Origin of the sequence: Komagataeibacter diospyri (assembly GCF_006538165.1) — a bacterium.
In the GTDB taxonomy this organism is placed as follows: domain Bacteria; phylum Pseudomonadota; class Alphaproteobacteria; order Acetobacterales; family Acetobacteraceae; genus Komagataeibacter; species Komagataeibacter diospyri.
In genome coordinates this window covers 65,454-89,703 of record NZ_BDLU01000032.1, presented here as the reverse complement: position 1 = coordinate 89,703, position 24,250 = coordinate 65,454, and the positions used below count along the sequence as shown (strand labels likewise).

28 protein-coding genes are annotated in these 24,250 nt (G+C 56.8%); 14 read left to right on the top strand and 14 right to left on the bottom strand.

Annotated features, from left to right (window positions below):
- Positions 1–230: 230 nt before the first annotated feature.
- The 4 genes from MSKU9_RS06400 to MSKU9_RS06385 all read right to left on the bottom strand — a co-directional run bounded on the left by MSKU9_RS06400 (position 231) and on the right by MSKU9_RS06385 (position 2,213).
- Complete coding sequence (locus MSKU9_RS06400; protein WP_141260496.1) at positions 231–533, bottom strand: BrnA antitoxin family protein; 303 nt, start codon at positions 531–533, stop codon at positions 231–233.
- Positions 517–780 (bottom strand): BrnT family toxin, encoded by a 264-nt coding sequence (locus tag MSKU9_RS06395; RefSeq protein WP_141260495.1) that lies wholly within the window; start codon positions 778–780, stop codon positions 517–519. Before MSKU9_RS06395 ends, MSKU9_RS06400 begins: the two co-directional genes overlap by 17 nt.
- Before the next feature lie 338 nt (positions 781–1,118).
- Positions 1,119–1,694: a hypothetical protein gene (locus tag MSKU9_RS06390; protein ID WP_141260494.1), complete on the bottom strand. Its 576-nt coding sequence runs from the start codon at positions 1,692–1,694 to the stop codon at positions 1,119–1,121.
- A gap of 6 nt (positions 1,695–1,700) precedes the next feature.
- Positions 1,701–2,213, bottom strand: coding sequence for a Panacea domain-containing protein (locus MSKU9_RS06385; protein ID WP_082084873.1), 513 nt, complete (start codon positions 2,211–2,213; stop codon positions 1,701–1,703).
- A gap of 554 nt (positions 2,214–2,767) precedes the next feature.
- On the opposite strand from MSKU9_RS06385, the gene MSKU9_RS06380 reads away from it, so the two are divergent.
- The 3 genes from MSKU9_RS06380 to MSKU9_RS18540 all read left to right on the top strand — a co-directional run bounded on the left by MSKU9_RS06380 (position 2,768) and on the right by MSKU9_RS18540 (position 5,082).
- Positions 2,768–3,505 carry a helix-turn-helix domain-containing protein gene (locus MSKU9_RS06380; protein WP_141260493.1) on the top strand — a complete coding sequence of 246 codons (738 nt, stop codon included), beginning with the start codon at positions 2,768–2,770 and terminating at the stop codon, positions 3,503–3,505.
- Between the two features lie 345 nt (positions 3,506–3,850).
- Complete coding sequence (locus MSKU9_RS06375; RefSeq protein ID WP_141260492.1) at positions 3,851–4,585, top strand: phage regulatory protein/antirepressor Ant; 735 nt, start codon at positions 3,851–3,853, stop codon at positions 4,583–4,585.
- Positions 4,582–5,082 carry a hypothetical protein gene (locus MSKU9_RS18540; RefSeq protein ID WP_227002397.1) on the top strand — a complete coding sequence of 167 codons (501 nt, stop codon included), beginning with the start codon at positions 4,582–4,584 and terminating at the stop codon, positions 5,080–5,082. The genes MSKU9_RS06375 and MSKU9_RS18540 overlap by 4 nt, the downstream gene beginning before the upstream one ends.
- A gap of 50 nt (positions 5,083–5,132) precedes the next feature.
- On the opposite strand, the gene MSKU9_RS06365 is transcribed toward MSKU9_RS18540, so the two are convergent.
- Together MSKU9_RS06365 and MSKU9_RS06360 are read right to left on the bottom strand one after the other, a co-directional pair.
- Complete coding sequence (locus tag MSKU9_RS06365) at positions 5,133–5,432, bottom strand: HigA family addiction module antitoxin (RefSeq protein WP_193557647.1); 300 nt, start codon at positions 5,430–5,432, stop codon at positions 5,133–5,135.
- Positions 5,422–5,712, bottom strand: coding sequence for a type II toxin-antitoxin system RelE/ParE family toxin (locus MSKU9_RS06360; protein WP_118963051.1), 291 nt, complete (start codon positions 5,710–5,712; stop codon positions 5,422–5,424). Before MSKU9_RS06360 ends, MSKU9_RS06365 begins: the two co-directional genes overlap by 11 nt.
- A gap of 160 nt (positions 5,713–5,872) precedes the next feature.
- Here MSKU9_RS06360 and MSKU9_RS06355 point away from each other — a divergent pair, with 160 nt between their 5' ends.
- The 8 genes from MSKU9_RS06355 to MSKU9_RS18760 all read left to right on the top strand — a co-directional run bounded on the left by MSKU9_RS06355 (position 5,873) and on the right by MSKU9_RS18760 (position 8,362).
- Positions 5,873–6,166, top strand: a complete 294-nt coding sequence (locus MSKU9_RS06355) for a hypothetical protein (protein WP_141260491.1) — start codon at positions 5,873–5,875, stop codon at positions 6,164–6,166.
- Positions 6,166–6,540 (top strand): hypothetical protein, encoded by a 375-nt coding sequence (locus tag MSKU9_RS06350; RefSeq protein ID WP_039733460.1) that lies wholly within the window; start codon positions 6,166–6,168, stop codon positions 6,538–6,540. Before MSKU9_RS06355 ends, MSKU9_RS06350 begins: the two co-directional genes overlap by 1 nt.
- Entirely contained in the window at positions 6,498–6,962 is a 465-nt protein-coding gene (locus MSKU9_RS06345) for a cell wall hydrolase (RefSeq protein ID WP_227002396.1), read from the top strand. Before MSKU9_RS06350 ends, MSKU9_RS06345 begins: the two co-directional genes overlap by 43 nt.
- Entirely contained in the window at positions 6,959–7,309 is a 351-nt protein-coding gene (locus MSKU9_RS06340) for a hypothetical protein (protein WP_141260489.1), read from the top strand. Before MSKU9_RS06345 ends, MSKU9_RS06340 begins: the two co-directional genes overlap by 4 nt.
- A complete protein-coding gene (locus MSKU9_RS06335; RefSeq protein WP_141260488.1) occupies positions 7,296–7,559 on the top strand; it encodes a hypothetical protein in 264 nt (87 codons plus the stop codon). Before MSKU9_RS06340 ends, MSKU9_RS06335 begins: the two co-directional genes overlap by 14 nt.
- A 9-nt stretch (positions 7,560–7,568) precedes the next feature.
- Complete coding sequence (locus tag MSKU9_RS06330) at positions 7,569–7,931, top strand: hypothetical protein (protein ID WP_141260487.1); 363 nt, start codon at positions 7,569–7,571, stop codon at positions 7,929–7,931.
- 1 nt (position 7,932) lies between these two features.
- The gene (locus MSKU9_RS06325) at positions 7,933–8,133 is read left to right on the top strand and encodes a hypothetical protein (RefSeq protein ID WP_039733456.1); all 201 of its coding nucleotides are present in this window, start codon (positions 7,933–7,935) and stop codon (positions 8,131–8,133) included.
- Between the two features lie 106 nt (positions 8,134–8,239).
- The gene (locus MSKU9_RS18760; RefSeq protein WP_264371841.1) at positions 8,240–8,362 is read left to right on the top strand and encodes a hypothetical protein; all 123 of its coding nucleotides are present in this window, start codon (positions 8,240–8,242) and stop codon (positions 8,360–8,362) included.
- A gap of 791 nt (positions 8,363–9,153) precedes the next feature.
- On the opposite strand, the gene MSKU9_RS06320 is transcribed toward MSKU9_RS18760, so the two are convergent.
- The 4 genes from MSKU9_RS06320 to MSKU9_RS18220 all read right to left on the bottom strand — a co-directional run bounded on the left by MSKU9_RS06320 (position 9,154) and on the right by MSKU9_RS18220 (position 14,445).
- A complete protein-coding gene (locus MSKU9_RS06320; protein WP_141260486.1) occupies positions 9,154–9,486 on the bottom strand; it encodes a type II toxin-antitoxin system HicB family antitoxin in 333 nt (110 codons plus the stop codon).
- Positions 9,483–9,734, bottom strand: coding sequence for a type II toxin-antitoxin system HicA family toxin (locus MSKU9_RS06315; protein ID WP_141260485.1), 252 nt, complete (start codon positions 9,732–9,734; stop codon positions 9,483–9,485). Before MSKU9_RS06315 ends, MSKU9_RS06320 begins: the two co-directional genes overlap by 4 nt.
- A gap of 851 nt (positions 9,735–10,585) precedes the next feature.
- Positions 10,586–13,363, bottom strand: coding sequence for an autotransporter outer membrane beta-barrel domain-containing protein (locus MSKU9_RS06310; protein WP_162515727.1), 2,778 nt, complete (start codon positions 13,361–13,363; stop codon positions 10,586–10,588).
- A gap of 905 nt (positions 13,364–14,268) precedes the next feature.
- Positions 14,269–14,445 carry a hypothetical protein gene (locus tag MSKU9_RS18220; RefSeq protein ID WP_162851926.1) on the bottom strand — a complete coding sequence of 59 codons (177 nt, stop codon included), beginning with the start codon at positions 14,443–14,445 and terminating at the stop codon, positions 14,269–14,271.
- Between the two features lie 105 nt (positions 14,446–14,550).
- Between MSKU9_RS18220 and MSKU9_RS06300 the strand changes: the two genes are divergently transcribed.
- Both MSKU9_RS06300 and MSKU9_RS06295 read left to right on the top strand, forming a co-directional pair.
- Positions 14,551–15,909: an O-antigen ligase family protein gene (locus tag MSKU9_RS06300; RefSeq protein ID WP_227002395.1), complete on the top strand. Its 1,359-nt coding sequence runs from the start codon at positions 14,551–14,553 to the stop codon at positions 15,907–15,909.
- Positions 15,910–16,100: 191 nt separating this feature from the next.
- Positions 16,101–17,474 carry a lipopolysaccharide biosynthesis protein gene (locus tag MSKU9_RS06295; protein WP_141260482.1) on the top strand — a complete coding sequence of 458 codons (1,374 nt, stop codon included), beginning with the start codon at positions 16,101–16,103 and terminating at the stop codon, positions 17,472–17,474.
- Positions 17,475–17,585: 111 nt separating this feature from the next.
- Here the strand turns inward: MSKU9_RS06295 and MSKU9_RS06290 are convergent, their stop codons facing one another.
- Both MSKU9_RS06290 and MSKU9_RS06285 read right to left on the bottom strand, forming a co-directional pair.
- Positions 17,586–19,688: a TonB-dependent receptor gene (locus tag MSKU9_RS06290; RefSeq protein ID WP_227000875.1), complete on the bottom strand. Its 2,103-nt coding sequence runs from the start codon at positions 19,686–19,688 to the stop codon at positions 17,586–17,588.
- A 119-nt stretch (positions 19,689–19,807) separates the two neighbouring features.
- The gene (locus MSKU9_RS06285; RefSeq protein WP_193557646.1) at positions 19,808–20,269 is read right to left on the bottom strand and encodes a DUF2946 family protein; all 462 of its coding nucleotides are present in this window, start codon (positions 20,267–20,269) and stop codon (positions 19,808–19,810) included.
- A gap of 107 nt (positions 20,270–20,376) precedes the next feature.
- Between MSKU9_RS06285 and MSKU9_RS06280 the strand changes: the two genes are divergently transcribed.
- The gene (locus tag MSKU9_RS06280) at positions 20,377–21,189 is read left to right on the top strand and encodes a TonB family protein (protein ID WP_141260753.1); all 813 of its coding nucleotides are present in this window, start codon (positions 20,377–20,379) and stop codon (positions 21,187–21,189) included.
- An 18-nt stretch (positions 21,190–21,207) separates the two neighbouring features.
- Here the strand turns inward: MSKU9_RS06280 and MSKU9_RS06275 are convergent, their stop codons facing one another.
- Entirely contained in the window at positions 21,208–22,350 is a 1,143-nt protein-coding gene (locus tag MSKU9_RS06275) for a glycosyltransferase family 4 protein (RefSeq protein WP_141260480.1), read from the bottom strand.
- A 330-nt stretch (positions 22,351–22,680) separates the two neighbouring features.
- On the bottom strand, positions 22,681–24,090 hold the full coding sequence (locus MSKU9_RS06270; RefSeq protein WP_141260479.1) for an NAD-dependent succinate-semialdehyde dehydrogenase: 1,410 nt from the start codon (positions 24,088–24,090) through the stop codon (positions 22,681–22,683).
- Positions 24,091–24,250 lie beyond the last annotated feature (160 nt).

Genomic DNA, 24,250 nt, shown 5'->3' with positions numbered 1-24,250 from the left:
GTATCTGGCAGATAAGGAAATCTTTAAGGAGAGAGTGACGCACCGGCAGGGCCTCCCGGGAACCCTGCATGGCGATCCGGCCCGAAAACCGTCCTACGGCTGGGAGAATTACACCGTGTCACGGCGCGTCATGATGAGGATGGCATCATTGGTTGTGCAGGAGAAGGGGGATGTGGCTACTCCGCTGCCCCATCCGACTCCCGCCGACTTAATGTCATCCTTGCCATTACTCACAACCCCACAGCCTGCCGAAGCATGTCATTCGCACGCCGCTGCCATCCGGGACCGTCAGCTTTCAGGCGCTCTACAAGGTCCGGATCCAGACGCATGGAAACCAGCTTTTTGGTCGGTGCTTTCTGTGGCCCACGTACCCTGCTGACAGAGGCCAGTTCTGGCACAGCAGACCGGGCAGGCCGGGCATTGTGGAAATCTGCCGCGGTCAGTTCGGGGCTATCGAGGTCTGATGCAATGCCCCGGTTGATCCGGGCATCTTCTTCATCGGTCGGCATGATGAATTCAGGTTTGCGCGGCATAGAGCGTTGCCTCCCGTTTGTTTGCCTTGCGCAGGCTGATAATGCGGACAACACGCGTTTCAATGCTGAACACCAGCACATGAAGGCGGAGATTGATTGGCGCGACGGCACAGAGCCGAGGTTCGCTGGAACTGCGACTGGCAAACACCAGTGCTACATCCCATTCGAAATCCTCAGCGGTAACAAAGTCCACGCCATGCTTTTCGATATTGCTCTGGCGCTTGGCTTCGTCCCAATCGTATCTCATTCAGATTGTATATACGATAAAGAGCATAAGATCAATTTAATTGTAGATACAATTTGCGTGAAATCCGGAAGGCCGCCTGCCGCTAAATTTTAGAGCAGCCTTTCCAGATGCTTCCGCGCCAACGCCCGGAAATGCGCCTGCTCGGCGGGCATTGCGTAATCTTCTGATATTACGGAATCAACACCGGGCTGGCGCTTTGTGGCAGTCGTCTGACTACTACATGGCCTATGCAGGTGATGCAGATTGAAGAGCTTTTGCCAGGCGTTCTACGTCTTCGAGGGTGCTGGATATGGGCGGTGTGCAGTCCTGCTATTCTATCAGTCTGCTCAATCTTGGTTTCAGGTTTTTTTGTCGCTATCCTTTCTCTTTCCTTCATCTTTTTTAACTTTGAAAAGGCCGGTTAGGACTATTGCAACCAGTCCAATAGCACTTGCTGCCGTACTGCCGATCAATGTTGTCAGCGGCGTATTTCCAATATGGAAACCACTCGATCTTAGCTCGATATTCCAAAAATGATCGCTATGATAATGAAGATCTACTTTTGGAGAAAAACCTTGAAGGAAAATTATTGCTAAGCAACAGAAAGAAAACCACCAAAGATAACTCAATACATCATCACTAAATTTTCTTTTTATTTTTCTGTCTTGTCTTGATGATTTCAACTCATCAAGAAGTCGCTCTTTTTCTCTTTCTCGTTTTGCTTTGCTGTCTGCAATTGCGGCCTCTCGAGCTTCGGCCTCTAATTGTCTGGCAAAGGCAGTAACAAAATCGGCCACATTGCCATTGTCTTTATCAGGATTCTTTTCATCACCCGCAGAACTACCTCCCGGAGGGGAGGCAGTTTCGCTATCTTCTGATAATTCTGCTGCTGGGCCTATAAAAGAAAGGTCAGGTTGATCCTGAGTTGTGGACATAAAGAATCAAGACTTTTCTTTTTCTATATTTTTATTTTTTAAATATTTGTAATGTTTTTTTATAACTTCGTTATTTATTGTCGAAAATGGGCCATCTGTTTTCATTACTTGAGACCACGGAGTGTCGGGAAGATGCGTGATCCTAGATAAAGCGCTTCCAGATAAACTTCCATATTTCTTCCATACTGTATCTAGGAGTTTAGACTCTGCTCGTGTCAAACACCCAGAAATCACATCCCCTCGTTCTTCCTTGAATGGAGAAGAGTTGTTTTCTCGAATTAGGGCAGTCACTGAGCCAGCACCATATCTTTTCAAATCTTGATACAGGTCTGGATAAACCGGACCGTATGGCCAAGTTTGTGGCTGCTGTTCAATTAACGGCGCATCTAACGCCACGAGTCCCCATCCATGAGCAATATATGGAAGCTTCTGGAGTTGCATATTTGTCAGTCCACACTCATCTCTGCGTGCGCGTTTGAGGAACTCGTTAGCGATCGCCGCAACATTATGATTAGGCATCACATGACCTCCCTGACTAAATGCCTCCACAAAACTCTTTCGACACGAAAAGCTCGGGATACGCTCTCACGTCCAAACCCAAGCTCTGTCGGTCTTGCCCGTCGCGCATGAATGCACCCGTGCAAAACTGTTTTCGCATACAACGCCATTCATGCGTCTGAGGATACACCCTAGGTGTGAATTTTACATCTAAGAACCAATATGAACAAGAAAATAGGAAATTATTCCTTTATTCTCATTCAAGGTAGATATGGTTTGATGGCATATTGGTTGCAACCTCACGAATTATATCGTGATGTTTCTGGCGTTCTGCGTCGATCGGGTATGATGCATCATTCGTTCAACTTCCTTCAAGCAGCCCGGTCGTCAGGCCATTATAGCGGGAAATGAGGCAGGCATTGTGGCGAAGGGGTCGGATGGATAACTGGAACGTGGTAGCGAACAAGGGGGGAACAAAATGCCTGTAGTGTGGGACAGGAAAGGAAGAAAGACGTTTTAATTATAATGCCAATATGGTGTTGGACGGCTGATATGCCAGTACGGCATAATGGGTCATGGCAAAGAAAAATTATATACGTGAAATGAGAGAGATTCGCGGCTTGTCTCAAGCTAAATTGGCGAATGTTCTCGGTGTTTCTCAGTCTCAAATAGATCGGCTCGAAAAAGGGCAAAGAAGGTTAACTGTTGAGTATATTGAAAAAATATCAAAAGCCCTTGATGTCAGTATAAACGATTTATTGGCAGGGAACGATATTAATATACTGCAGGAGACGAATAATAAAAATAAAATTCTTATTGATGTAAAATCAACCATAAAGTCACAAAAAACGAATTCATTTGTTATTTTGGATAATACTTCAATGAAAGTTTCTTGTCCTCCAGGGTTATTGGATGAGGATCTGTCTGTTCCGAAGAATGTTACAGCCTTCTTGATGCCTTCAGACTCGTTGTCGGAGAGGTGGCTGTCTGGGGACATTTTATACTACATGAAAGACATTAATTTATTAATTGATCCATATTTCGGCGATTTGTGTAAATCTTTCAGAAGGCCAATGATTATTTTCACAAGTAATATTGATGCAATGTGTGGAAGGTTTTTGGGAGTAAATAAGGATGTTATTTCATTTGGATGTAATGGAATGAATGAAGACTGGAATATTTTTAATTTAAATATAAACGATATTGTGTCAATTCATAGAATATTTGAATGGGAAGAGTTGCTTTATGGTTGGCGCAGTGAAGTCCATTACGCACGGATAGAGGACACAATCAAGGAACATAATGCCAAATAAGCATTGACGCCATAACCCCAAAATGGCATTAGTCAGAAACGGGAATAGCCCCGTTGAATGACTAAGGATAGGAAAGTGTCTTCGTTTCGTACGGAAGAAAAAAAGCCTCTTCAGATAAGGCTTGATCCGCCATCTCATGAATGGATTAGGGCACAAGCTTTTAAAAGTCGGCGCAGTATGAATGCAGAAATCAATTTTCTCATTAGACTGCGAATGGAAGAAGACAAAGCATCGGGGCACGTCGCCAAACAATCCCCCGATGCTTCTCACGTTGAATAAGGAACCCAACGAATGACGGCTTTTAGCATACCGACCATAGCAGTTTCCACAGGAAACGCACTCACCATGTCGAGCCGCGAGATCGCGGAACTGACGGCCAAGCAACATGCGCACGTTATGCGTGACATTCGCGCTATGCTGGAACAGGTCGGAGAGGGTCGATCCAAGTTTGGATCGACCTATCTAGACGCTCAAGGCAAGGAGCGTGAGTGCTATAACCTCCCGCAGGATCTGACCTACAACCTCGTCCTCGGCTACCGCGCCGACCTGCGCCTGAAGGTGGTCCGCCGATGGATGGAACTGGAAGCCCAGCAGGCCCCGGCACTCCCCAAGACCTACGCCGAAGCCCTTCTCGAAGCTGGTCGCCTGGCACAGGAGCGTGACAAGCTAGTCGAGGAAAAGAGGGCACTGGAACCCAAAGTGGCGGCCCTCGATAAACTGGCATCACTCGAAGGGGTCCATAACCTGCGTTCCGCAGCCCAGCAGTGCGGGTGGCCGGAGCGGAAGTTCGTCAACCGGCTGATCGAACTCGGCTGGCTCTATACCCACAGCGTCACAGGTCGCAAGTGCGCCTATGCCGACAAGATCAAGGCCGGGCTGATGGAGTCCAAGAACGTCGAGGTCAGGCGTACCGGCTATGTCGAAGGCGTGGGCCAGCCGATGATTACGCAGAAGGGGCTGGCGAAGATCAGGACGATCATCGGTGACGTGCCGGACGATGACACCACGCTGGCGGCCGGACTGGCCCAGAAGGCAACCCCGCGCCCTTTCGCGCATCGTTCGGGAGCAATCCCAACATGAGCGGGGCCATACAGCTTGATGGCAAGCTGATTCTGTTCGATGCGAATGACTGCCACCTTGCGCCGGGCACCGAGGCCGTGATCGTCAATGAGAAGGGCAATATCGTGGTGGCCCGCCTGGAACCCACGGCGGAATGGGAACGTCTGGCGCGGACACGTACCGGGCTGGTCTGGACCGTCAACCCGTTGGGCGAGCGGGTGCTGTTCGCGGTGAAGGTGCTGGGGCGGTATATACGGACAGAAGACATGGGGCAGGCGGTCGATCTCACGCCGCAAAAGCCCGACTTCTTTGAAGATGCGCAGCCCCTGTCCGCCACCGAAGTCGCCGGTGAACTGGGCAAGGCGCTGGCCGTCTGCACCCGCATCTACCACCACCCGGACAAGGCCAATGCCGACAACTGCGAACGTAGCCTGCGGGCTGCGGCGCACGGCATCATGCAGATGTGGAATGACGTGCAGCGGATCAAGCAGGAACAAACCCGACAGTTAGGCCGGTAGGTGGAATGTTCCCTTCCTTGCCTGTGCGGGGAGGGGACGCGACCGGACTGTTACGCCGCGACAAGAGACCGCACATGCAGGTCCGCCTCATGGATGCGGGCCTGCGCCATGTCCCATGCCACCTGCATGCGCATCAGGGTATCGGCCTTTACGCCAAATGCCTTTTCAAACCGGATCGCCATATCGGCGGACAGGTGGGCGCGACCGTTCAGCAGGGCGCTCAGCGCCTGCCGTGATACCCCGAAGTGTTCGGCCAGCTCCTTGATCTTCAGGCCGTGGGGCTCAACCAGTTCAGTTCTGATCCAGTCCCCAACGTTTACGGCGAGGGACGGGTGCATCTTAAGCGCCATGATAGTCCTCCATATCCATATCTTCCAGTGCGCCCTGGTCATTGACCCGGAAGGTCAGCCGCCAGTTGCGCGTTATGGTCATGGACCATGTGCCGGCCCGATCTCCTGACAGGGCATGCAGGCCGTAATTGGGTGGAACCGAAAGTTCATCCAGCGAAGCCGCAGCATCGATAAAAGCCAGCATCTTGCGCAGGCGGGCAGTATCTCCCACGATTCCCTTCGGGTTTCCTGTCTCGAAAAACCGGTGCAATCCCTTGTGTCTGATGCTTTCGATTTCCATCGAGAGTAAAGTATTGCTTTACGCTTAATGTGTCAAGTTATGCTTTACGTCGGTGCCGAGAGATCACGGTATGTGAGGGATAAAAACGCCTGCCATCCCACACCGTACTAACAAACCACCCATACCCCGAAAACCTGACCATTCAGTTTTCGGGGACGGCATGCGCTTCTCTCACCTTCTGGCAGCCGCCAGCCTTCTTGTCACGGTGCAGGCGCATGCAGCACCCACGTCCCCCATGGACCATGGCCTGTTTGACTTCGGCGCACAGACGCCGGGGTCCCAGGGCATAGGCGTCCCGCTTTCCACCACATATGCAGCACTTCCCGCATCGGGGCAGACTGGCATTCCTTCCTTCTGCTCTGACTGCAGGATCGGCAGCGGAAGCGCTGGCGTGCTGGTGCTGTGGAACGGCAGCGCATGGACGGGCGTGTCCGGTGAGGCGGTATCTCACTGATGACCGATCCCCGTTATGCCACGGTCGAGGAAGTCGCCGTGGTGCGTGAACGTGTCGCCCGCGTCGAAGGCGTGCAGGACAATCTGCGCGATGACATGAAGCACCAGAACGCGCTTCTGATGCAGGCGGTCAACGATAATGCCGCCGAGACCCGCCGTGAAATGAACGACCGTTTCAGCGCCCTGCAGGAAAAGCAGGACAATCGCGATAACGACCTGTCCTCCCGGCTGGGACGCATCGAGGAACGGGAAGCGGCCCGCGACAAGCGGATGATGTTCTGGGCTGTCCTGATTACCGGGCTGCTGGGCTGGGGCCAGATCGGAGACGCCGCATGGCGCGCCGTCTGCCACATCTGGCACGGGGTGTTCGGCTGATGCTGGACGCCACCGCCATAGACACTGCAGCCCGCACCGCATGGGGCGAGGCGAGGGGGGAAGGGCTGTGCGGCATGCAGGCGGTCCTGAACGTAATCGGCAACCGGGCGGCGCACCCCGGCTGGTGGGGCCGCGACATCACATCCGTCTGCCGCGCGCCGTGGCAGTTCTCCTGCTGGAATGCGGATGATCCCAACGCCGGGAAGATAGCCAGCCTGAACCAGTCCGACCCGCAATACCGGACGGCTCACGAACTGGCCCTGCAACTGGTGGCCGGAGCGCTGGTGGACCTGACGGACGGCGCGGACAGCTACTACCGGCACGGCAGCCCGGTCCCGATGTGGGCGCTGCCCCGGTTTTTCATCAAGACAATCGGCCATCACGATTTCTACCGGATCGGCCTGCATGGAGATGGTGCATGAACACCACTGCAAAACTGGGCGGTCTCGGGGCCGTCATCGCGCTGCTGCTGACCGAGGTTCCGGAGCAGTATGCCTTTTATGTCGCCCTGTTCATCATCGCCTGTGGCGCAGTCACCGCGATGGTGCCGCCGCCGCACGCAGGCAGCCGGTGGGCGGTGGCCTGGCAGGTCATCACCACCATCGGCCTGAACATCGGCTGGGCGGAAAACCACTTCAAACCGGGGCAATCGGGCGTGCGCGTGCCGGTGGCGGACAAGCCTGCCGCCAAGCAGGCCGTGGCTTCGGCCGGTATCCCGGTCCTGAACAAAAAAGGCCGGCCGGAGCAGGCGACCAATGGGAACGCCTAACCCCATCAGGCGCAGTCGACCTTTCGATCCCGGCAAATACCCGACGCGCCTTGATGCGCAGCGCATGATCGAAACAAGCGCAGCCGGAGTTGATGGCGCGGGAAACCTGACCATCACCATCGGGGCCGCGCCCGCGTCCGACAGTGCGCCCGGGGTGCCCGGCACCATCATTTTCGCATCCGGCGGCATCTACGTCTGCACGGCAGAGAACACGTGGTCCGCCTACACGCCAGCCGTGATCTGGCCATAAGGAACCGACATGATCAAACGATCCCGCCTGGCGGCCTGCGCCGCCGTCCTCTCGCTGGCCACCCTCGGGGCCTGTGCATCCGACAGGCAGGTGAACCTGCAGAAGGCTGCATACGATACCATGAGCGCCTACCACGTGGCCGCCACTGGTGCCGAAGCCTATCTGGCCAGCGGCAATGTGAACGCCACGGTCAAGGCCGAGATCAAGACGGCATCCGCCGCCGCCATGACCCCGCTGACCGCGCTGGATAACGCCATCACCGCGGGAGACAGCCTGACCACCACCACCGTTTCCACTGCCGAAAGCGCGCTGGCCGGACTGCAATCCGCGCTGGCCGACGCGCAGGCGACCACGACCACGGGGAGCAACTGATATGGATACAGCGGAAATCAGCGCCATCGTAAGCGGCGCCACCACCGTCATCGGCCTGATCGAGAAATACGGGCCCGAAGCATGGACCACCATCGTGCAGGCGGTCGAGCAGACCAAGAGCAGCACCGGCCCGACCGCAGCCGACATCGAAGCGATCTACGCCAAGTGCAAGGCCGATAACGCGGCCATTCAGGCGTCGTGAACTTCTATTCCGGATTGGCCCTCGGCTTCGTGCTGGGGGCGGCCTGCGCGGTGAGCTATCTGCTCATCGCGTTCGCGCGCGACTGCTGGCGGCAGGGACGGATGGAATGATCTGGGCGGCTCTTGGCATCATCGTGGTACAGTCCGCGCTGGCGTGGGTGATCTATTTTGTGGAGCGTTGGGACCACCAGCGTTACGTGCGCGATAATCTTGGGCCTTCCGCGCCGTGATCTGGTGGAGGCCGCATAGGATCTTCTTTTGAGGAAAGAGAATCAGAAAGAGAGCATAATGAAGCATTGGTCTGACTGTGCAGTCTACAACGGACCGGCATTTGAACCGGGCCGTTGCAACTGTGGTGGATTTACAATTGCGCGTAGATTACGCGCATGGCTGTATCACCACGTTTATACCCAGGCTGGGGAATGGGGAATGTTTCACCTGTCGGTTGTGCAGTATTTATTTCGTCTACGTTGAACAGCTTCCAGCCCGTTGGTATGCCAGAACGGCTACCACCTGAGACCTGCCAAGCGCGCAACAATTCATTGCCGTTACGACATCTGCCGAAGGTATGCGGTTCAATTATACGATCTGACCCATGATATCGAACATATAGCCGCTGCTGGGAGCGGATTGCCTGCTCATATAGCGAAGCATTGCTGAAGTTGGTCAATTTGTAACCTACAGTTTTAATGTAAGCCGCCTTGACCCTGCATCTTGTACGGGCCATATGGCCCATGCTACACAAGAGAGCATTCCGCAGGCGGCCAATTCGCTTGCGGAGCAGAGAGGGGCAGGACCACGAATCCTAGCCCCTTTCTTTTTGTCTGAAATCTGGATAGCCGTACCTTCAAAATATTGGAAGAGGAAAGCACAATATGTAGTGTGCATTAAAGCTCTTATGCACAAGATAAACACATAATGTGTGTCAGGTGAAAAAACGGCAGGAACCCGTTCAGGCCTTGCCATTCGCCTCCCTTACAAAACAGCACCAGTAATTCACGATCTGATTGATAAGTGAATCTTACCGCTCAACAAGCTCCAACGCATCCTGAACAAGCCGGTTCAGGCTCACGCCACGGGCGGCCGCAATCTCAGCGGCACGGGCATGAACATCTGGTGACAGGCGGACCTGAAACTTGCCGGAGTAGCGTTTGGTAGGGGCGATCCCCTTTTCCTCGCACATTTCCAGAAACACGCGGAGCGAGGTCTCGCCTTCCCTGCGCAGCCCTTCCACACTGTCTGCGTAGAAGTCCGCCCCGCCATTCAGGCCAAGGAATTCGCCCCGGAACATGCCGATTTCCGGATCAAACTGGATGACGGCCCGGTGGCCGCCAATCTCCATCACGTTGTTCATGGCGTTACTCCGTTCTGCTCCAGCCATTTCCGCACTGATGCCACAGCACCCTTGTTCGTATCCGGCTTGGGGTGGGGGCGGTGAAAGACCCTGATTTCCCCGAACAGGACCACGCCAATGCGTGATCCTTCCCGCGACACTTCGGCGCCCAGTGAGATGAACAGGGCTTCAATGTCGCCCCACGGCACGTTGCCGGAGACAGGCCGCCTGAAGATCAGTTCGAGGGTGCGGCGGTGCTTGGCTTTCATAAACGGATGATACTGAAATATGGTATCATATTCAATGAAAAACCATACCGGGTGATCTCCGGCGATCACCCGCGATCTGGCTGGTGATCCGCGTCGATGGCTGTGCCGGTTTTTGTGCCGACCTGATGTTCGGGAAGGCAGGAGCAGGGCGTTACATGCGGAATATGAACGCACGCCATCGTATTGATAATAAACGATTTTGGAAATTTATCGGAGAGTGGCGGAGATTTTCAAGACCGCCGCCGTCTAGATGTGACCGTGCACAAAAAATGCTGCATTTTGTATGGTTACAGTATCGTCTTTTTTTGCTGGCAGCAGCACCTGACCCCGTTCATGCGCTGTTGAAGCGGGTTATGGTGCCATATAGGTTCGTTTCCTGCATCGCGCCAAGTTTACACGTTCTGGTCAATTCCCGGCTGAGGGGTAAGGTACATAGGATTGTATTTCTGATTTGACGGATTTGGGTCAGCTATGAAGACTGATGTCATACAGAACTCATGGGAATTGATCCGTTGCGCCGCTGTTTCGCACCCGGATCGGATCGCCTGTCGGTAATGCATGTGTGAAAAAGAAGAAGAAATTCTAAATAGTCACGTACATAACTCTTTGTAATTGTGGCCGTCGGATGGATGGCTGTTCTGGACAGGTTGGTATGCATCCCGGTCCTTAAGGTCTCCGGGCTGCTGATTTCCTGTTATGCGTCACGCCGGAACAGACGCGAGGGATGGCGGGTTTGTACGATACTCAATATAAACCGTCTTCATGTCATGGGGCAGGTTGAGGCTGGTTGTTGCGCCTGCATACCTCATGCAGGGCAACATAAGGGCAGCCTCAGTCCGTATACAGGGAAGTCAGAACTTCAGATCGAATTTTCCACGAATACCACTATCGGTGGAACGTTCACCATACTGACCGATATAGGACACGCCAATATTGACCCGGTTGGTCATTCTTGCCTTCAGACCAGCGTCCAGCACGGCGGTATTTTCCGACAGGTGAACGCCTGCCACATCAAACGCCGGGCCATCGCCACGTGCGAAATATTCCTGTGTCGCTGGTGTCAGGTGCCCAAAGGTGTGGCGGTAAGCCAGGCTGGCATTCGGCATTAGAAGCAGGGAACCCATTTGTATATTGGACGACATGCGTAAACCAAAAGTCGAATAGGTCGTGCCCGTATCCATTCCCCGACCGACCAGCGCGGCTTTACCACCATGTTCATTGAAGCCATCTGTATGCAGGTTGACATAGGCAACATTTCCAAACGGTTCCAATGCCACATGCCCGACGTCGAAGCGGTAGCCAAGGTCACCAAAACCCTGGGCGGTGCCCCCCAGATAGCTGCTGTTTTCACGCCCTGAATAACCCGCGAACATGACCTGACGGTTGATGCCCAGCATATCCCATGAATATGTTGCGCCCAGTCGCAGGGCCAGGCGTCCCCAATGCGTCCCGGCATAGCCGCCAACCGACACATTGTTGCTGTGGCCTGAAGATGAGCGACTGCCGACCTCAAAGCCGGAGTGGCCATAACTGACCAGCCCACCAATGCGCCATGTGCTAAATACGGACGTATCCGCCCCCAGCACGAAGCCGCCGACACTGTGGTGCATGGAACCGGCATTGTCATCGCCCGCATTATGGCCCCAGCCACCATAGGCTTCACCCCACATTGCCGCACCTTCGGACTGGCAGGTGCCATCGGTGCGGCGGCCTTTCATGGTCGCGGTGGACTGGGTGCCCGCACCAGGATCGCATGCAGCCCCGCGCAGGCGGTCAATGGCGGCATTGCGCACATAAAAACTGTCCTGGATCAGTTCCGTGCGGGCGGACGCATGGATTTCACCAGATGTCGCATTGAATGCCTGCCGGGCCTGAGCACTATTTCCGACAAGGCCGACATCATCCTTCATCGCGCCCGCTGTCATGCTGTCCAGAGCATGTGCCACGGCACTTTCGTTACGGGTGTGGGCAACATCGGCAAAGGAACGGACCTGCTCCAGGCGCAGATATACGTCGTTTGCGTCCGAACCTTCTGTCACGACATCGAAAGCGGATATCTGCGTATTGCCAACCAGTGTGGTATAAGTCCCGCTCAGTCCCTGTGACGCGGTCAGGACCCGGTATATCCCGGCTTCATCTGATTTGCGGAAACCATTGGCTATGCCCGCAGTGGATGCCATGACCAACTGCGTGTTCGATCCGATCTGTGCCTGTCCGCTTACGGATACATGCCCGCCATTCACGATATAGGACGACCCGGCCTGCTGCTGCAGGCTGCCATTTACCTTGAGGGTGCCTGCCTTGGCGGGGGTACCTGCCATCAGGGTGGCGTTGTCCTTAACTATTACGCTTCCGACCGTGCCATTACCATCCAGCATTGTGTTCGACTGGGCCGTTACCGTGGAAGAGGCGATGGAGCCATCAACCGTCAGGGTGCCTGCCTGAATATCGGTAGCGCCGGTAAAGGAACTGCCATTATTGGCCGTCAGGACCAGATCGCCGCTGCCTGATTTGATAATGTCGCCATTGCCTATAATGTGGTTGTCCATATTATAGGTTGAATCAACACTGAAATTTATATTTCCATAATTTTCTATATCACCAATAATCCGGGATCCGCTTGCCATGTAAATGGACGTATTGTAATCGGAAAAGTTCAGGATGGCATCGGTCCCGCCGGATATGGTTCCGTAATTATATAATGATGTGGTCGATGGCCCAATAATCCAGCTTGCCAGGGCGGCATATCCACCCGTTATGGCACCATAATTATATATGGAAGTTTGACCGCTGACACCGACCCCAATATTGTCTCCGTGGACTGTGCCATAGTTATGGAAAGTAAATGGACTGTCAGAGCAGCACATGGTTATCCCACTCTGGACGGACGTGATCAGTGCGCCTTTTTCATTAATGACCGTGCCGCCACCGGTTAAGGCGAGGCCTTCGGATATGTTTGTCTGGTTTTGTGCATCTACGCCGGCAGCGCCTTCAGCACGGATGGTGCCCCAGTTGTCAATATACGCAGCACCATCAATATCGACCCCATCGCCATCTCCGGTACCGGATCCATTATAGCCGCCTATGATCGTGCCATAATTTACGACCTTGCCGGTGCCATCCGACCCGACGCCTGACCCGTTCCGCCCAATGATCGTAGCGCCCGCAGCATTATAGACATCGACATAGCCACCTGTCGTGATGCCATGGCGTTCACCGGAAATCAGGCCGCCACTCTGATTGATGACCGTGCCGGTGGGGGCTTCCTGAAAATCAATCCCGTCATGCTTGTCCCCGACGGCCCCATCGGCATAGATGGTCCCGGAATTGACAACCGTGGCGTTTGTACCCGGGCGGATGCCATCATCATTATCCGCTTTTATGACGCCACTTGCGGTATTCGTGATGGTTGTTCTGTTGGACGTACCCGTAATGTCGTTCAGATCAATGGCCTGTCCATCAGTAGTGCTTTCAATGGTGCCGCTATTGGTAATGGATACCGTTCCCTTAGTGGCGCTTCCGGCATGGATTGCGTCATCGGAGGAGGTGATGCTCGCGCCCTGATCGACCGTGACAGACAGATTGTCTGGTTTTTTCAGGGAAATACCCTTGTCGTCATCCGCAACCACACTTTCTCCGGATGTTAAGGTAAAGTTGTCGTTTCCTGAAATTGTTGTCGCCATTGCCATGGTGGGGAGGGAGACAGGCGCAACCAACATAAAAAAAGCGTTTAATGAAGTATTGAAAAAGGTATTACTGGTTCCCACAATATATCTGCCTGAATATTTTATATAATTTCAGGTCAAGATTATGAAATTTTTGTTAAGAATAAAAGGCCGATATGGGGCGGAATATATTTCAAAATATGTTTATCTGCGGCATATGGCGCTACCAGCGATCGTTTTACCTTTTTTTCAACCTATTACCTGTCAGAAAGAATTTTTTTCCAGACGATCGTGACGGGTTGCAGGACCTGTTGCAGACAGTTTCTGGTAATGCTGCGGTGTTCCCATCTGGCGCGAATCCATACGATCTTACGGATTCCGGTTGATCGAAAAGGGAAGCTGGGCCAACGACCCGATGCGCATTGGTGATTGTCGGATAACTGACCACTGCGGCACCCGGTATGGCCAGCGCCAGAAAGACGATTTTCTTTATCATGTCTGTCTTCCTCCAGATGAGAGGAATTCTTAACTGTTATGCGTATCAGATACGTGTCTGGAAAATATCATTTTGTATCAGGGGAATAAGGAAATTTTTAAGGGGGTGTTAAAAATGATACTTTGCTGAAAAGTAATAAAGGTTTTATGGGGGCCGCTTTTTCAAAAAACTGGCGTCTGGTGAAGCTTCCTGAAAAAAGCTTCATCCAAAACGTATTTGAAATTTACAGGAAGTTTCAAATTCAGGCCTGTTGCATGCAGTCTTCCGCATATGCCTTCAGGATTGCTTTGCGATGTAAAAGAACGTTCCTTGCATTCATGGGGTCTGTCCATCTCGTGCGCTACGATCCGGTTATGTTGAATGCAGGCAGCCCCTAACGCATCAGGTCGGACAGCGCATCCATCTTGTCGGCCACCATGGCGATGGTGGCGCGGATGTCAGCGGTCACCGTCTGTGCGTTGTCCACTGTTTCGGACAGACGTTCGAGGTCGGCGCGGATCTCGTGCACCAGAACCTTCCGTTCGGTTACGATGCCGTCTTCGTCTTCCATATGCCGTCTCCCGTGTTTTGATATGCCGGTGGCAAGGATGCGGATCTTTTTCCGGTTTTACAAATACAATATGCCCGCGCTTTATCAGGATTCCGTTGATACGGCATGTCGGGAAAGGCCCGCTACGGTTTTGCCTTCGACCCATCTTGCGATACATCCCGCCAGCAGGGGCGTGAACAGGGAGAACACAGGTTGAAGCAGCAGACTGAACAGTGGATGTGGCGGATTGCAACCGGCCTTGTCGTCCCCATGCCGGTGCTGCTGCTGTATGCGCTGGCACCTGCTGAAATCGTGGTGACGGTGGTGGCGGTGCTGTTCGGGGCCCATAGCATTGTAACCCGGCACGGGAACTGGTTGCGGCAGCCCTGGGTGATCGTGGCGGGATTGCTATGGGGACAGATCATCCTTTCCTCCATGGTCATGGGGGATGGTCATGGGCGCGCGCAGGCCGTGTGCTTCGGGCGATATTTCCTGTTCATCGCCGCCCTGCAGGTGTGGATACTGCCCGCTGCGCGCATACGTGCCGTGCTGGCGCGGGTGTATGGGAGCGTTGCCATATGGCTGGTTGCGGGATGCTGGCAGCAATACATATGGGGGCACAACATATGGGGTTACGGCCGGTGGGCGGATGGCGCGCTGCTGGGGCCGTTATGGGCGCCGCGCGCGGGATCGGGGCTGTTCATGACGGCGTTGCCGGGACTGTTTCCCGCCGCCATACGGCTGTCGCAGCGTGAAGGCGCGCGGGGGCGGGTCATGGCGGCGGCCATGCTGCTGGGACTGGTGCTGACCATGGTGCTGGTGGCGCAGCGCATGCCGCTGTTCCTCATGCTGGGGGGAATGGGCATTGTCGGTGTGCTGGTGCCGCGCCTGCGGGGCGGACTGGTGGCCGTGGGGCTGCTGGGGGCGGGTAGTGTGGCGCTGTCGCCGGTGCTGGCGCCGCAGGCGTATCACAAGCTGGTCGTGAACTTCATCGCGCACATGCATGCCTTTGCCGACAGCCCGTATGGCATGCTGTTCATCCGCGCGGGCGTGATGATCCAGCAGCACCCGTGGTTCGGGCTGGGGTTTGACGGGTTTCGCCATGCCTGTCCCGATCCGGTGTATTTTCACGGCCTGCCGTGGCTGGGTGTGGCGGAAGGGCCGCATGGCGGTGCGACCGGCTGCAACCTGCATCCGCACAACTATTACCTGCTGATGGGAACCATGGGGGGACTGCCTGCCATGGGGCTGTTTATTGCACTGGTTGCCTGCCTGCTGGTGACCATATGGAAGGATGTCGCCCCCACACGCGACCCGCAGCGGCTGATGCTGGCGGTTGTCGTGACACTGGTTTTCTGGCCCATGGCGTCCACCAGCTCATTACTGACACAGCCCACGGCGGGATGGCTGTGCATGATTGCGGGATGGGCGTTGGCGGCCTCCCCAGTTGCATCCCGGTTGCAATACGTGCATGGCGGGGACTAGCCCCGGCAGGCGTGGCGCATTACAGTGCCCGCCGTGGGATACACGGATGAACGGTGGCAGGGGCCAGTCTGCCGGCCTCCTTCCTCGTCCGTATTCAGTTAGGGGAGCCTGCGCTATCGTTTTCGCCTGTTGTTCCGAGGGCACGTGTCCGGGGCCATCCCGTGCGCGGGTTTTTGTACGTGTGATCACCCATGTCCACTTCTGAACGGGATGCACTCAAGCGCATTTTCGGCAATACCGGTTTCCTGATTGCCGGGCGGGCGACAAATGCGATCTGCAGTTTTGTCTATATCGCATGGGCGGTGCGGGCGCTGGGGCTGTCGCAGTTCGGTGTGCTGATGCTGGTTACGACGTTCGGGGCCGCCGTATCGCAGGCCACGCACCTGCTGTCGTGGCAGCCATTGCTGCATTACGGCACCGAACCGTTTACCAATGGCCGCCAGGCACAGTTTTCGCGTGTGCTGGCTTTCTGCATCCGTGCCGATTACATAAGCGGCGGCGTCGGGTGGCTGGTGGGTACGCTGGGGGTCGCACTGTTCGGTGCCTATATGGGGTGGCCGGCGGCGGATCAGGGGGCGGCCTTTGCCTATATGCTGACCATCGCATTCATGAACACCAGCTGGTCGGCCGGGGTGTTCCGGCTGTGCAATTCCTTCTGGCTGACCATGCTGACCGACCTGTCCGGCGCGCTGGTGCGCACCGTGGGGTCGGGCATCGGGTTCATGTATCACATGGGGCTGGATTACTATCTGCTGGTATGGAGCGTGACACAGCTGGTCATGTTCATAAGCAGCACCATGCTGGGGTGGCTGCAACTGCGCCATACGGGCGCCACGCAGCGTTTCAGCCTGTTTGCCCCGCTGAAGGCGGGTGATGCGCCGGGCATATGGCGCTTTACCCTGTCCACCAGTTGCAACCATCTGCTGGGGTCGGTTTTCAACCAGTTCGGCACGTTGCTGGTGGGGGGGATCCTTGGCCCGGCCGATGCGGCGGTCTATCGCGTCTCCCGCCAGATTGGCGAAGGGATCGCCAAGCCGGCACAGCTTATGATGCCCGCGCTGTACCCCGAATTCATCCGCCTGCGTGAAGAACAGGACTGGTATGGCATCAAACGCGTGACGATCAAGCTGTTCCTGATGATCGGCGGGTTTTCCATCCTGCTGATGGGGGTGGCGATGGCGGTGGGCAATATCCTGCTGACATGGATGCTGCATGTCCACTGGCATGGTGGGCGTTCGCTGATCATGCTTATGCTGGGAAGTGCGATACTGGGGCTTGGGGTCGTGCCGCTGGAGCCGCTGCTGACCGTGATCGGGCAGGTGTCGCAGGTGCTGAAAGGGCGGATCATCGTCACCCTGACCTACCTGCCGCTGGTCTATGGCATGACCATGGCGTGGCATCTGGAAGGGGCGGCGGCAGCAGCCGTCGTGGCGGGTCTTATCATGCTGGGTGTCTGCCTGCGTCCGGTCGTGGCATGGTTCCGCCGTATGGCGCCGGGACGCAGGCCGGCAGGAGCGGCGGCAGGAGATGCGTCCCCGGCGCCGGTGCCTGAAAAGGGAACATAGCCCCTGTAAATTTAAAGAGGTTTTCGGTGAATCTTTTTTCAAAAAGCTTCAGGGAACGCCGCCTTTTTTAGAAAAAGGCGGCGTCTGGAAACTTTCTGTTTTTTTATCTGGTCAGAAGTTGGCGGTCAGGCTGACATTGAATGACCGGCCCATGCCCGGCAGCGCACGTAGCACGCCGGTTGCCGCGTTATCGGCCAGCGACCATCCACCCAGCGGCAGTTCGTATTTCTGGTTCAGCACGTTGTCGATGCTGGCATCCAGCGTCATGTAGCGCCAGTGGTACTGTCCCCCCAGTCCCAGCAGGGCATAGCCGGGCGTGCGGGGTTCGTTGCGGACCCAGTCCACGCTGTCCTTGGCCTTCACGAAGGTCATTTCCACCCGGCCGCTCCAGTTCTTCCACCGTTCGTTCAGCGATACGCTGCCATTGGTCGGCATCTGATGGTACAGCCCCGCGCCATTGGTCAGGTCCTGCCCGCGCACCCAGTTGATGTTGGCCACGATTTCCCCACGACCAAAACGGGTGTTCTGCCACAGGCGGTAATTGCCCGAACCGTTTATGCCGTAGCTCTGGGCATTATGGTTGACGAATCCCAGCGTGTAGAACTGCCCGGCCGATGCCAGGCGCTGTGCGTTCACGTAATTGTGGGTATAGGTGTAGTAAGGCTGGACCTTCAGGTCCCACCTGTCGCCGTTCGGGTCATGCCAGTCGGCGGTGATGGAGGCGGTATTGGCGACTTCAGGCTTCAGGTCGGGATTGCCGACATAGCCGTTGCCGTCACCAAACCAGTTGATCATGCTGGTGACCATGGCCGACCGCCCCCAGGCATAGCGTTCGTACAGGTTGGGCGAGCGGGTCTTGCGCGCATAACCGCCTTCGATCGTAAGGTCACGGCGGGGTTTCCAGCGGACCATGGCCGTGACATCAAAGTTCACGTCCGTCCGGCCCCGGTCGGTGGCATTGAACGCATTGGCCGCGTTGATATTGGCCATGTTCATCATGTTCATGGTTGATGAGTAGCCGGATACCGGCCCCGTATTCATCATGACCAGGTCATTGCGGAAGCCCAGCAGCGTGGTCACGCGCGGAGTCCATGCCGCTTCCCATTCCACAAAATGGCCCAGTCGGTCGCGATGGCCGTCATTGATGCTGTGATAGGTGCCTGGTCCCATCATCATGCTGCCGGCAACAGGCGGCCACCAGTCATTCAGCCCGGAATGGTCGAACGAACTGCCCAGCCGCAGGGTCTGCCCTTCTGCCAGCGGTATCGTGGCCTTGATGCTGTAGCCTGCCATGCGGGCGTTGGTGTTCATGGGCATGTGGGTGGTCTTGTCGCGGTCGGGCAGGAAGTCCATGGCATGGTCCTCGCGCTGCCAGTAGCCGCGCGCCTCCAGTTCGCCCCAGTCAAAGGTGCCGACATACTTGCCGTTCACGAAGGTGGAGCGGTTGTTGGTCATGTCCATGTACTGGTTGGCGAACCCTTCATGCGGGGTGTCCTGCTGCCCGAATGTCAGGGTGAACAGGTGGTTGTCCTTGTGCATGCCAAAGGTCACGGCATGGTTGTAGGTCAGATAGCTGGTGGAGCGGACCACGCCCGCATCCCCTCCGCCATTGTAATCGCCTGCCTGGCTGTAGGATGCGTTGTAGCGCAGGCTGAACATGTCATTGGCCACCGTCAGGCTGCCCGATGCGCCATAGCCGCCACCATTGCTGCGATAGGTGCCGGTGACATGCCCGGTGACCAGTATTTTGCCATGGCGCGCGAATTGCGGGTCCTTGCGTTCCACATCAATCGTGCCGCCGGTACTGTCGCCCCCCATGCTGACGGGGGTGATCCCGGCAATGGCGGTGGCCGTGTCCACGCTGTCGGGGTCGATGAAGGACAGGGCGGGATTCATGTGGTTGGGGCAGCCTGAGGCAATGCGCACGCCATCGACCACGGTCGCCACGCGGTCATCGGCCATGCCGTTGATGACCGGCAGGGACGCAAGCCCGCCTGCGGAATAGGTGCTGACGCCGGGCTGGTTGCGAAACAGGCTGGCGGTATCAGGGCTGCTCAGGCTGGCTGCCGTGCGGGACGCCTGCGATGGGGAACTGGCCGATAGCAGGCGGTCACCCATGGGGGTGTTTTCGGCCGTGTCCTCGATCGACAGGCCGGGTAGGGTTACGGTGGTTTCGGCCTGCGCCATGACGGGGTACAGGCCGGCAGCCAGCATGTAGCCGCCAGCAGCCGCGGCAATGGACGCGGCCGTTCTTTTTATGGAAGTCACTTTTCATGTCCTGAACAGGGAACGGGAATGCGCACACCCGGTCGGGCATGCGACAGCGCATGGGTTCAGGAAACGGAAGGTGGCCCCCGTGACGGCGGCAAGCCGAGTGGAGAGGATGGGGGCGCGCGGGGCTGTCGCGGCTCATGCCGGGCCTGCCGCCATGCCAGGGATGGCAGCGGCAGGAAGGGCAGGAGTGTCAGCGCAAGGGCGGGCAGGTGCAGAAGCGGGCACAGCGGGCAGCCTTCGGCATGGTCATGGCCCGGATGGGCCGCCATGTCGTGCGGACCGGCAGGCATGCCATCCATCATGGCATGATGATGGGCGGGCCTATGGACCGTGGTGGCCGTATGTCCCGGGGGCGCGATATCGATCCCCGTCAGCCGCATGATGGTGGTCCGGGGCAGTTCCCCCGGCATGCTGCGGCTTTCAATCAGCAACTGTCCCCACAGCCCCATGCACGCGCACAGCACCATGACCCAGCGGATCACAGGCATGTCATGCAGGAAGGGGTGGCGGGCATGGCCCATGATTGAACAGGCTCTTTGTGGTTGTAAGATAAGGCGGTAACAGATTTATGTTCTCGTGGGTGCGTTCCTGTTTGTCAAATGGAACGCAGGCCGCCGTACCGGCTACAATGGATGGAACCGTGCCGCAACAGCAAGACAGAACAGCAGCCCGGCTGCTTGTCCCCGACGGTGCACGGGCGCGTGGGCGCTGGGCGCGCATGGCGGCCGGGTGGGCGGTGCTGCTGGCGGTGCTGGGACACGGCGTGATCGGGGCATGGCTGCTGCCGGGGCACCAGGGCGTGCCTGCATCACCCAGCGAAAAAAATGCCATTCAGGTCTTTTTTGACCGGCCGGAGGTTGCAACGCCCCCCGGACCGGCTACGCCACAGCCACAGCCACAGCCACAGCCACAGCCACAGCCACAGCCACAGCCACAGCCACAGCCACAGCCACAGCCACAGCCCACACCCCGTGTGGGGGGCAAGCAGGAAATGCCAGTCATGCGGCATCCCCCCGTCAGCACGCCCGTATCACCGCCGCGGGCATCCGCCCACGCAACGGCCACGCATGCAGAATCTGTCGCGCCGCCTGCACCCCCGTCCGGGGCCCGGACCGATACCGCCCACGCCACGACGGCATCCGGGCATGCGCAACAGGCTGCAACGGCTGCACGGCCTGCCTCCGCATTGCATTGTACGCCACCCGCATGGCGTTATCCCCCCATGGCCCGGCATATGCATGAAGAAGGCAGCGCGCTGGTGGATCTGGTTATTGGCGGACAGGGACAGGTGGTGCAGGCGAACCTGCGCAGCAGTACCGGTTACGACGATCTGGACAGCACGGCCGTTGCCGCCGCGCGCAATGTTCATTGCACTTCTGATGGTGGCACGCTGGAAGGCACGCATCTTACGCTGCCGGTCGTATTCCACCTGAAGGGATAAGGGGATGTGGTACCCTGATTACCTGATGGGGGTAAGGGGGCTGGTACCGGCCCGCACGGCACCAGCCTGCGTGGCGACCAGCTGTTCCGCCCGTTCCATGACTGCCCGGGCCTGAGCCGTTATCGCATTCAGGTTATACGAAGACAGGACCTGCTGCCGGGCAGCGGCCCCCATCCGGGCGCACAGCGCGGGGTTGTCGTACAGCCGCAGCAGCAGGCTGGCGAGGCGTTCCGGCGTCGGAGGATCAAGGAACAGACCGGTTTCCCCATCCGTCACAACGTCCGCCATGGCACCCACGGGCGTGACGATGGATGGCACGCCCGCCTGCATCGCTTCATGCAGGGCGATGCACAGCCCTTCGAACAGCGATGGCTGCACATAGCCATGCAGCCCGGCGCAATATGCGAACGGGTCGGCCTGAAAGCCCGACAGTGTTATATTATCCAGCCCAAGTGTCGTGATCTGCTCCTGTAACTGCGGGGCGAGGGAGCCTTCGCCACCGATATCCAGGTGGATGCGGCAGTGCGGCGCATGATCACGCAGACAGGCCATGGTCTGGATCAGCAGCCCGTAATTTTTCTGGGCTTCCAGTCGGCCCAGCGTACCCAGGCGGAACACCCCGCGTCCGTCACCCGGTCCGGCCCATGGCGCGGCCTGTGGCATGTGGGCCTGTGCGGTGAACAGGGGCCATGTAATTACATCGCGTTCCGGCACATTCAGCTGTCGTGCCGTGCATTTTGCGACAAAGCGGGAATCCGCCACCCACAGATCCGTCAGCCTGTGCGTGGCATGCAGGATGCGTCGATTCCATGGACGAAGATAGGCATTGTGCTGCCAGCTTACCACGGGCCTGCGCAGCACGATGCCCGCCATCTGCCCGTACAGGGTCGCGCGTGTCAGGGATGTCCAGATCAGGTCGGGTGCGTGACGACGCACGGCGGCAAGCGTCGTGCGCAAAGAGGCAAATTTTTCGGGACGTGGGGAGAGGATGTCATGGACAATCCCGGCGTCTTTCAGCCAGGCAACCGCATTGCCAGCCTTTCGCGCCAGAGCGAGGACATGGACATCGTGGCCGCGTGCGCGCATTTGCGCCACGATATCGGGCAGCGGACGTTCGGCGCCTCCGCCATTCAGGCTGTTGATGATATAGACAATACGCATGCAAATGATTTTGACACGCAAAAATAAAAAATTAATACAGTTTATAATCGCTGACACATTTTATGTCTCATTTGAAACAAAAAAACGCATATTTGTTACAAACAGATACTTTATTTTCTGTGGCACATATTCTGGTCTTTTTTATGACATGAACTGGAGATTCCGTTTCCTATGCTTTCCCTTCGCAAGGTATCCATTGCGGGTTTGGTCTGACCAGTCGGAGCATGATACCGCGCCAGAGCGCATGCGTCGTCGTGGCGTGATCCAATGGGCTGCATATAAAAAACGCCCCCCATCATACGACAGGGGGCGCAATCCGGCAGGGCTGGATCAGGGGGTATGGACCAGTTTGCGGTTCAGGAATTCCTCAATGCCGAATTCCGAAAGTTCACGACCATAGCCGGAGTTCTTGATCCCGCCAAAGGGCAGGTCGGGTGCCGAGCCGGTAATGTTGTTGATGAACACCATGCCCGTATCAATCCGTGCCGCGACGCGACGGCCACGTTCCACATCGCTGGTCTGGATGGATCCACCCAGTCCGTATGGCGAATCATTGGCCATGGCAATGGCTTCGTCATCGCTGCCGACAGAATAGATGATGGCGACGGGGCCAAAGATTTCCTCATAGAAAATGGGGTTGTCCTTGGTGACGCTGGTCAGGATCGCGGCCTTCATGAAAAAGCCTTCGCGGTCGATCTTCTTGCCTCCCGCAACCAGTTCCGCCCCGTGGGACACGGCCTTTTCCACCTGGGACACGGCCCGTTCCATGGCGGCCTGGCTGCTCATCGGGCCGTGGGTGACGCCCTGTTCCAGCGGGTCGCCGTACTGGAATTCATTCACTGCCACCTTCAGGCGCGACGTGAATTCATCGACCAGTGACTTGTGCACGATCATCCGCTTGGCTGCAGTGCAGACCTGACCGTTATTGGACATGCGCCCACGAATGGCCATGGGCACGGCCTTGTCCAGATCGGCATCATCCAGCACGATGAAGGCGTCGGACCCACCCAGTTCCATGGTGCTTTTCTTCAGCGCACGCCCGGCCTGTGACGCCACGGCGCTGCCGGCGCGTTCGCTGCCGGTCAGGGCGACACCACGCACTTCGGGGCGTTCGATCAGCTTTTCCGACTGGTCATTGGTAATGAACAGGTTGGTATACGCACCTTCGGGCGCGCCCGCTTCACGGAACAGCTCTTCAAACGCCACGGCGCATTGTGGCACGCTCGGCGCGTGCTTGACCATGACGACGTTGCCCGCCATCAGGTTGGGGGCCGCGACGCGGGCGAGCTGGTAATAGGGGAAGTTCCACGGTTCCACGCAATAGATGATGCCCAGCGGTTCGCTGGTGACGGTTGCATGGCCCTGCGACACCGGCAGTTCGCGCGGTGCAAGGAAGGTTTCGGCCTTTTCCGCGTAATAGGTGAGGATATCGGCCGAAAGTGCGATTTCCCCGATAGCTTCGGGCAGGATCTTGCCCATTTCCATGGAAATCAGGCGGCCATGCTTTTCCTTGTCCCGGCGCAGGATTTCCGCAGCCTTGAGCATGATCGCCTTGCGCTGTGCGATGGAACGGTGCCGCCAGTCGCTTTCCCAGAACTGGTGGGCGGTGGACAGTTTCGCCAGCATTGTCTTGTCGTCATGAAGGTCAAAGACCTTTTCCGTCTTTCCGGTGGCCGGATTGATGGTGCGATAGGGACTGGTCATGTCGTCAGTGTCCTTTGTGGCTGCTTCGTGGGTCATGTTTTCCATAACGGACGAAGGTTTGCGTTGTCTGAACGCACAAACGGGTTGCTAGGCTATGGGATGATCCCGGCTGGCGCGACCCGTCGCGGGAACGCTCTCCCCATCGTGACTATATCCATTGGTATATTGTCAATGCGTGCCGGGAACAGGGCAGGGG

Coding starts and splice junctions, on each gene's coding strand:
- MSKU9_RS06400 (WP_141260496.1), bottom strand. CDS start 533: ATGCCGCGCAAACCTGAATTCATCATGCCGACCGATGAAGAAGATGCC.
- MSKU9_RS06395 (WP_141260495.1), bottom strand. CDS start 780: ATGAGATACGATTGGGACGAAGCCAAGCGCCAGAGCAATATCGAAAAG.
- MSKU9_RS06390 (WP_141260494.1), bottom strand. CDS start 1,694: ATGTCCACAACTCAGGATCAACCTGACCTTTCTTTTATAGGCCCAGCA.
- MSKU9_RS06385 (WP_082084873.1), bottom strand. CDS start 2,213: ATGCCTAATCATAATGTTGCGGCGATCGCTAACGAGTTCCTCAAACGC.
- MSKU9_RS06380 (WP_141260493.1), top strand. CDS start 2,768: ATGGCAAAGAAAAATTATATACGTGAAATGAGAGAGATTCGCGGCTTG.
- MSKU9_RS06375 (WP_141260492.1), top strand. CDS start 3,851: ATGTCGAGCCGCGAGATCGCGGAACTGACGGCCAAGCAACATGCGCAC.
- MSKU9_RS18540 (WP_227002397.1), top strand. CDS start 4,582: ATGAGCGGGGCCATACAGCTTGATGGCAAGCTGATTCTGTTCGATGCG.
- MSKU9_RS06365 (WP_193557647.1), bottom strand. CDS start 5,432: ATGGCGCTTAAGATGCACCCGTCCCTCGCCGTAAACGTTGGGGACTGG.
- MSKU9_RS06360 (WP_118963051.1), bottom strand. CDS start 5,712: ATGGAAATCGAAAGCATCAGACACAAGGGATTGCACCGGTTTTTCGAG.
- MSKU9_RS06355 (WP_141260491.1), top strand. CDS start 5,873: ATGCGCTTCTCTCACCTTCTGGCAGCCGCCAGCCTTCTTGTCACGGTG.
- MSKU9_RS06350 (WP_039733460.1), top strand. CDS start 6,166: ATGACCGATCCCCGTTATGCCACGGTCGAGGAAGTCGCCGTGGTGCGT.
- MSKU9_RS06345 (WP_227002396.1), top strand. CDS start 6,498: ATGGCGCGCCGTCTGCCACATCTGGCACGGGGTGTTCGGCTGATGCTG.
- MSKU9_RS06340 (WP_141260489.1), top strand. CDS start 6,959: ATGAACACCACTGCAAAACTGGGCGGTCTCGGGGCCGTCATCGCGCTG.
- MSKU9_RS06335 (WP_141260488.1), top strand. CDS start 7,296: ATGGGAACGCCTAACCCCATCAGGCGCAGTCGACCTTTCGATCCCGGC.
- MSKU9_RS06330 (WP_141260487.1), top strand. CDS start 7,569: ATGATCAAACGATCCCGCCTGGCGGCCTGCGCCGCCGTCCTCTCGCTG.
- MSKU9_RS06325 (WP_039733456.1), top strand. CDS start 7,933: ATGGATACAGCGGAAATCAGCGCCATCGTAAGCGGCGCCACCACCGTC.
- MSKU9_RS18760 (WP_264371841.1), top strand. CDS start 8,240: ATGATCTGGGCGGCTCTTGGCATCATCGTGGTACAGTCCGCGCTGGCG.
- MSKU9_RS06320 (WP_141260486.1), bottom strand. CDS start 9,486: ATGAACAACGTGATGGAGATTGGCGGCCACCGGGCCGTCATCCAGTTT.
- MSKU9_RS06315 (WP_141260485.1), bottom strand. CDS start 9,734: ATGAAAGCCAAGCACCGCCGCACCCTCGAACTGATCTTCAGGCGGCCT.
- MSKU9_RS18220 (WP_162851926.1), bottom strand. CDS start 14,445: ATGGAAGACGAAGACGGCATCGTAACCGAACGGAAGGTTCTGGTGCAC.
- MSKU9_RS06300 (WP_227002395.1), top strand. CDS start 14,551: ATGTCGGGAAAGGCCCGCTACGGTTTTGCCTTCGACCCATCTTGCGAT.
- MSKU9_RS06295 (WP_141260482.1), top strand. CDS start 16,101: ATGTCCACTTCTGAACGGGATGCACTCAAGCGCATTTTCGGCAATACC.
- MSKU9_RS06290 (WP_227000875.1), bottom strand. CDS start 19,688: ATGCTGGCTGCCGGCCTGTACCCCGTCATGGCGCAGGCCGAAACCACC.
- MSKU9_RS06285 (WP_193557646.1), bottom strand. CDS start 20,269: ATGGGCCATGCCCGCCACCCCTTCCTGCATGACATGCCTGTGATCCGC.
- MSKU9_RS06280 (WP_141260753.1), top strand. CDS start 20,377: ATGGATGGAACCGTGCCGCAACAGCAAGACAGAACAGCAGCCCGGCTG.
- MSKU9_RS06275 (WP_141260480.1), bottom strand. CDS start 22,350: ATGCGTATTGTCTATATCATCAACAGCCTGAATGGCGGAGGCGCCGAA.
- MSKU9_RS06270 (WP_141260479.1), bottom strand. CDS start 24,090: ATGACCCACGAAGCAGCCACAAAGGACACTGACGACATGACCAGTCCC.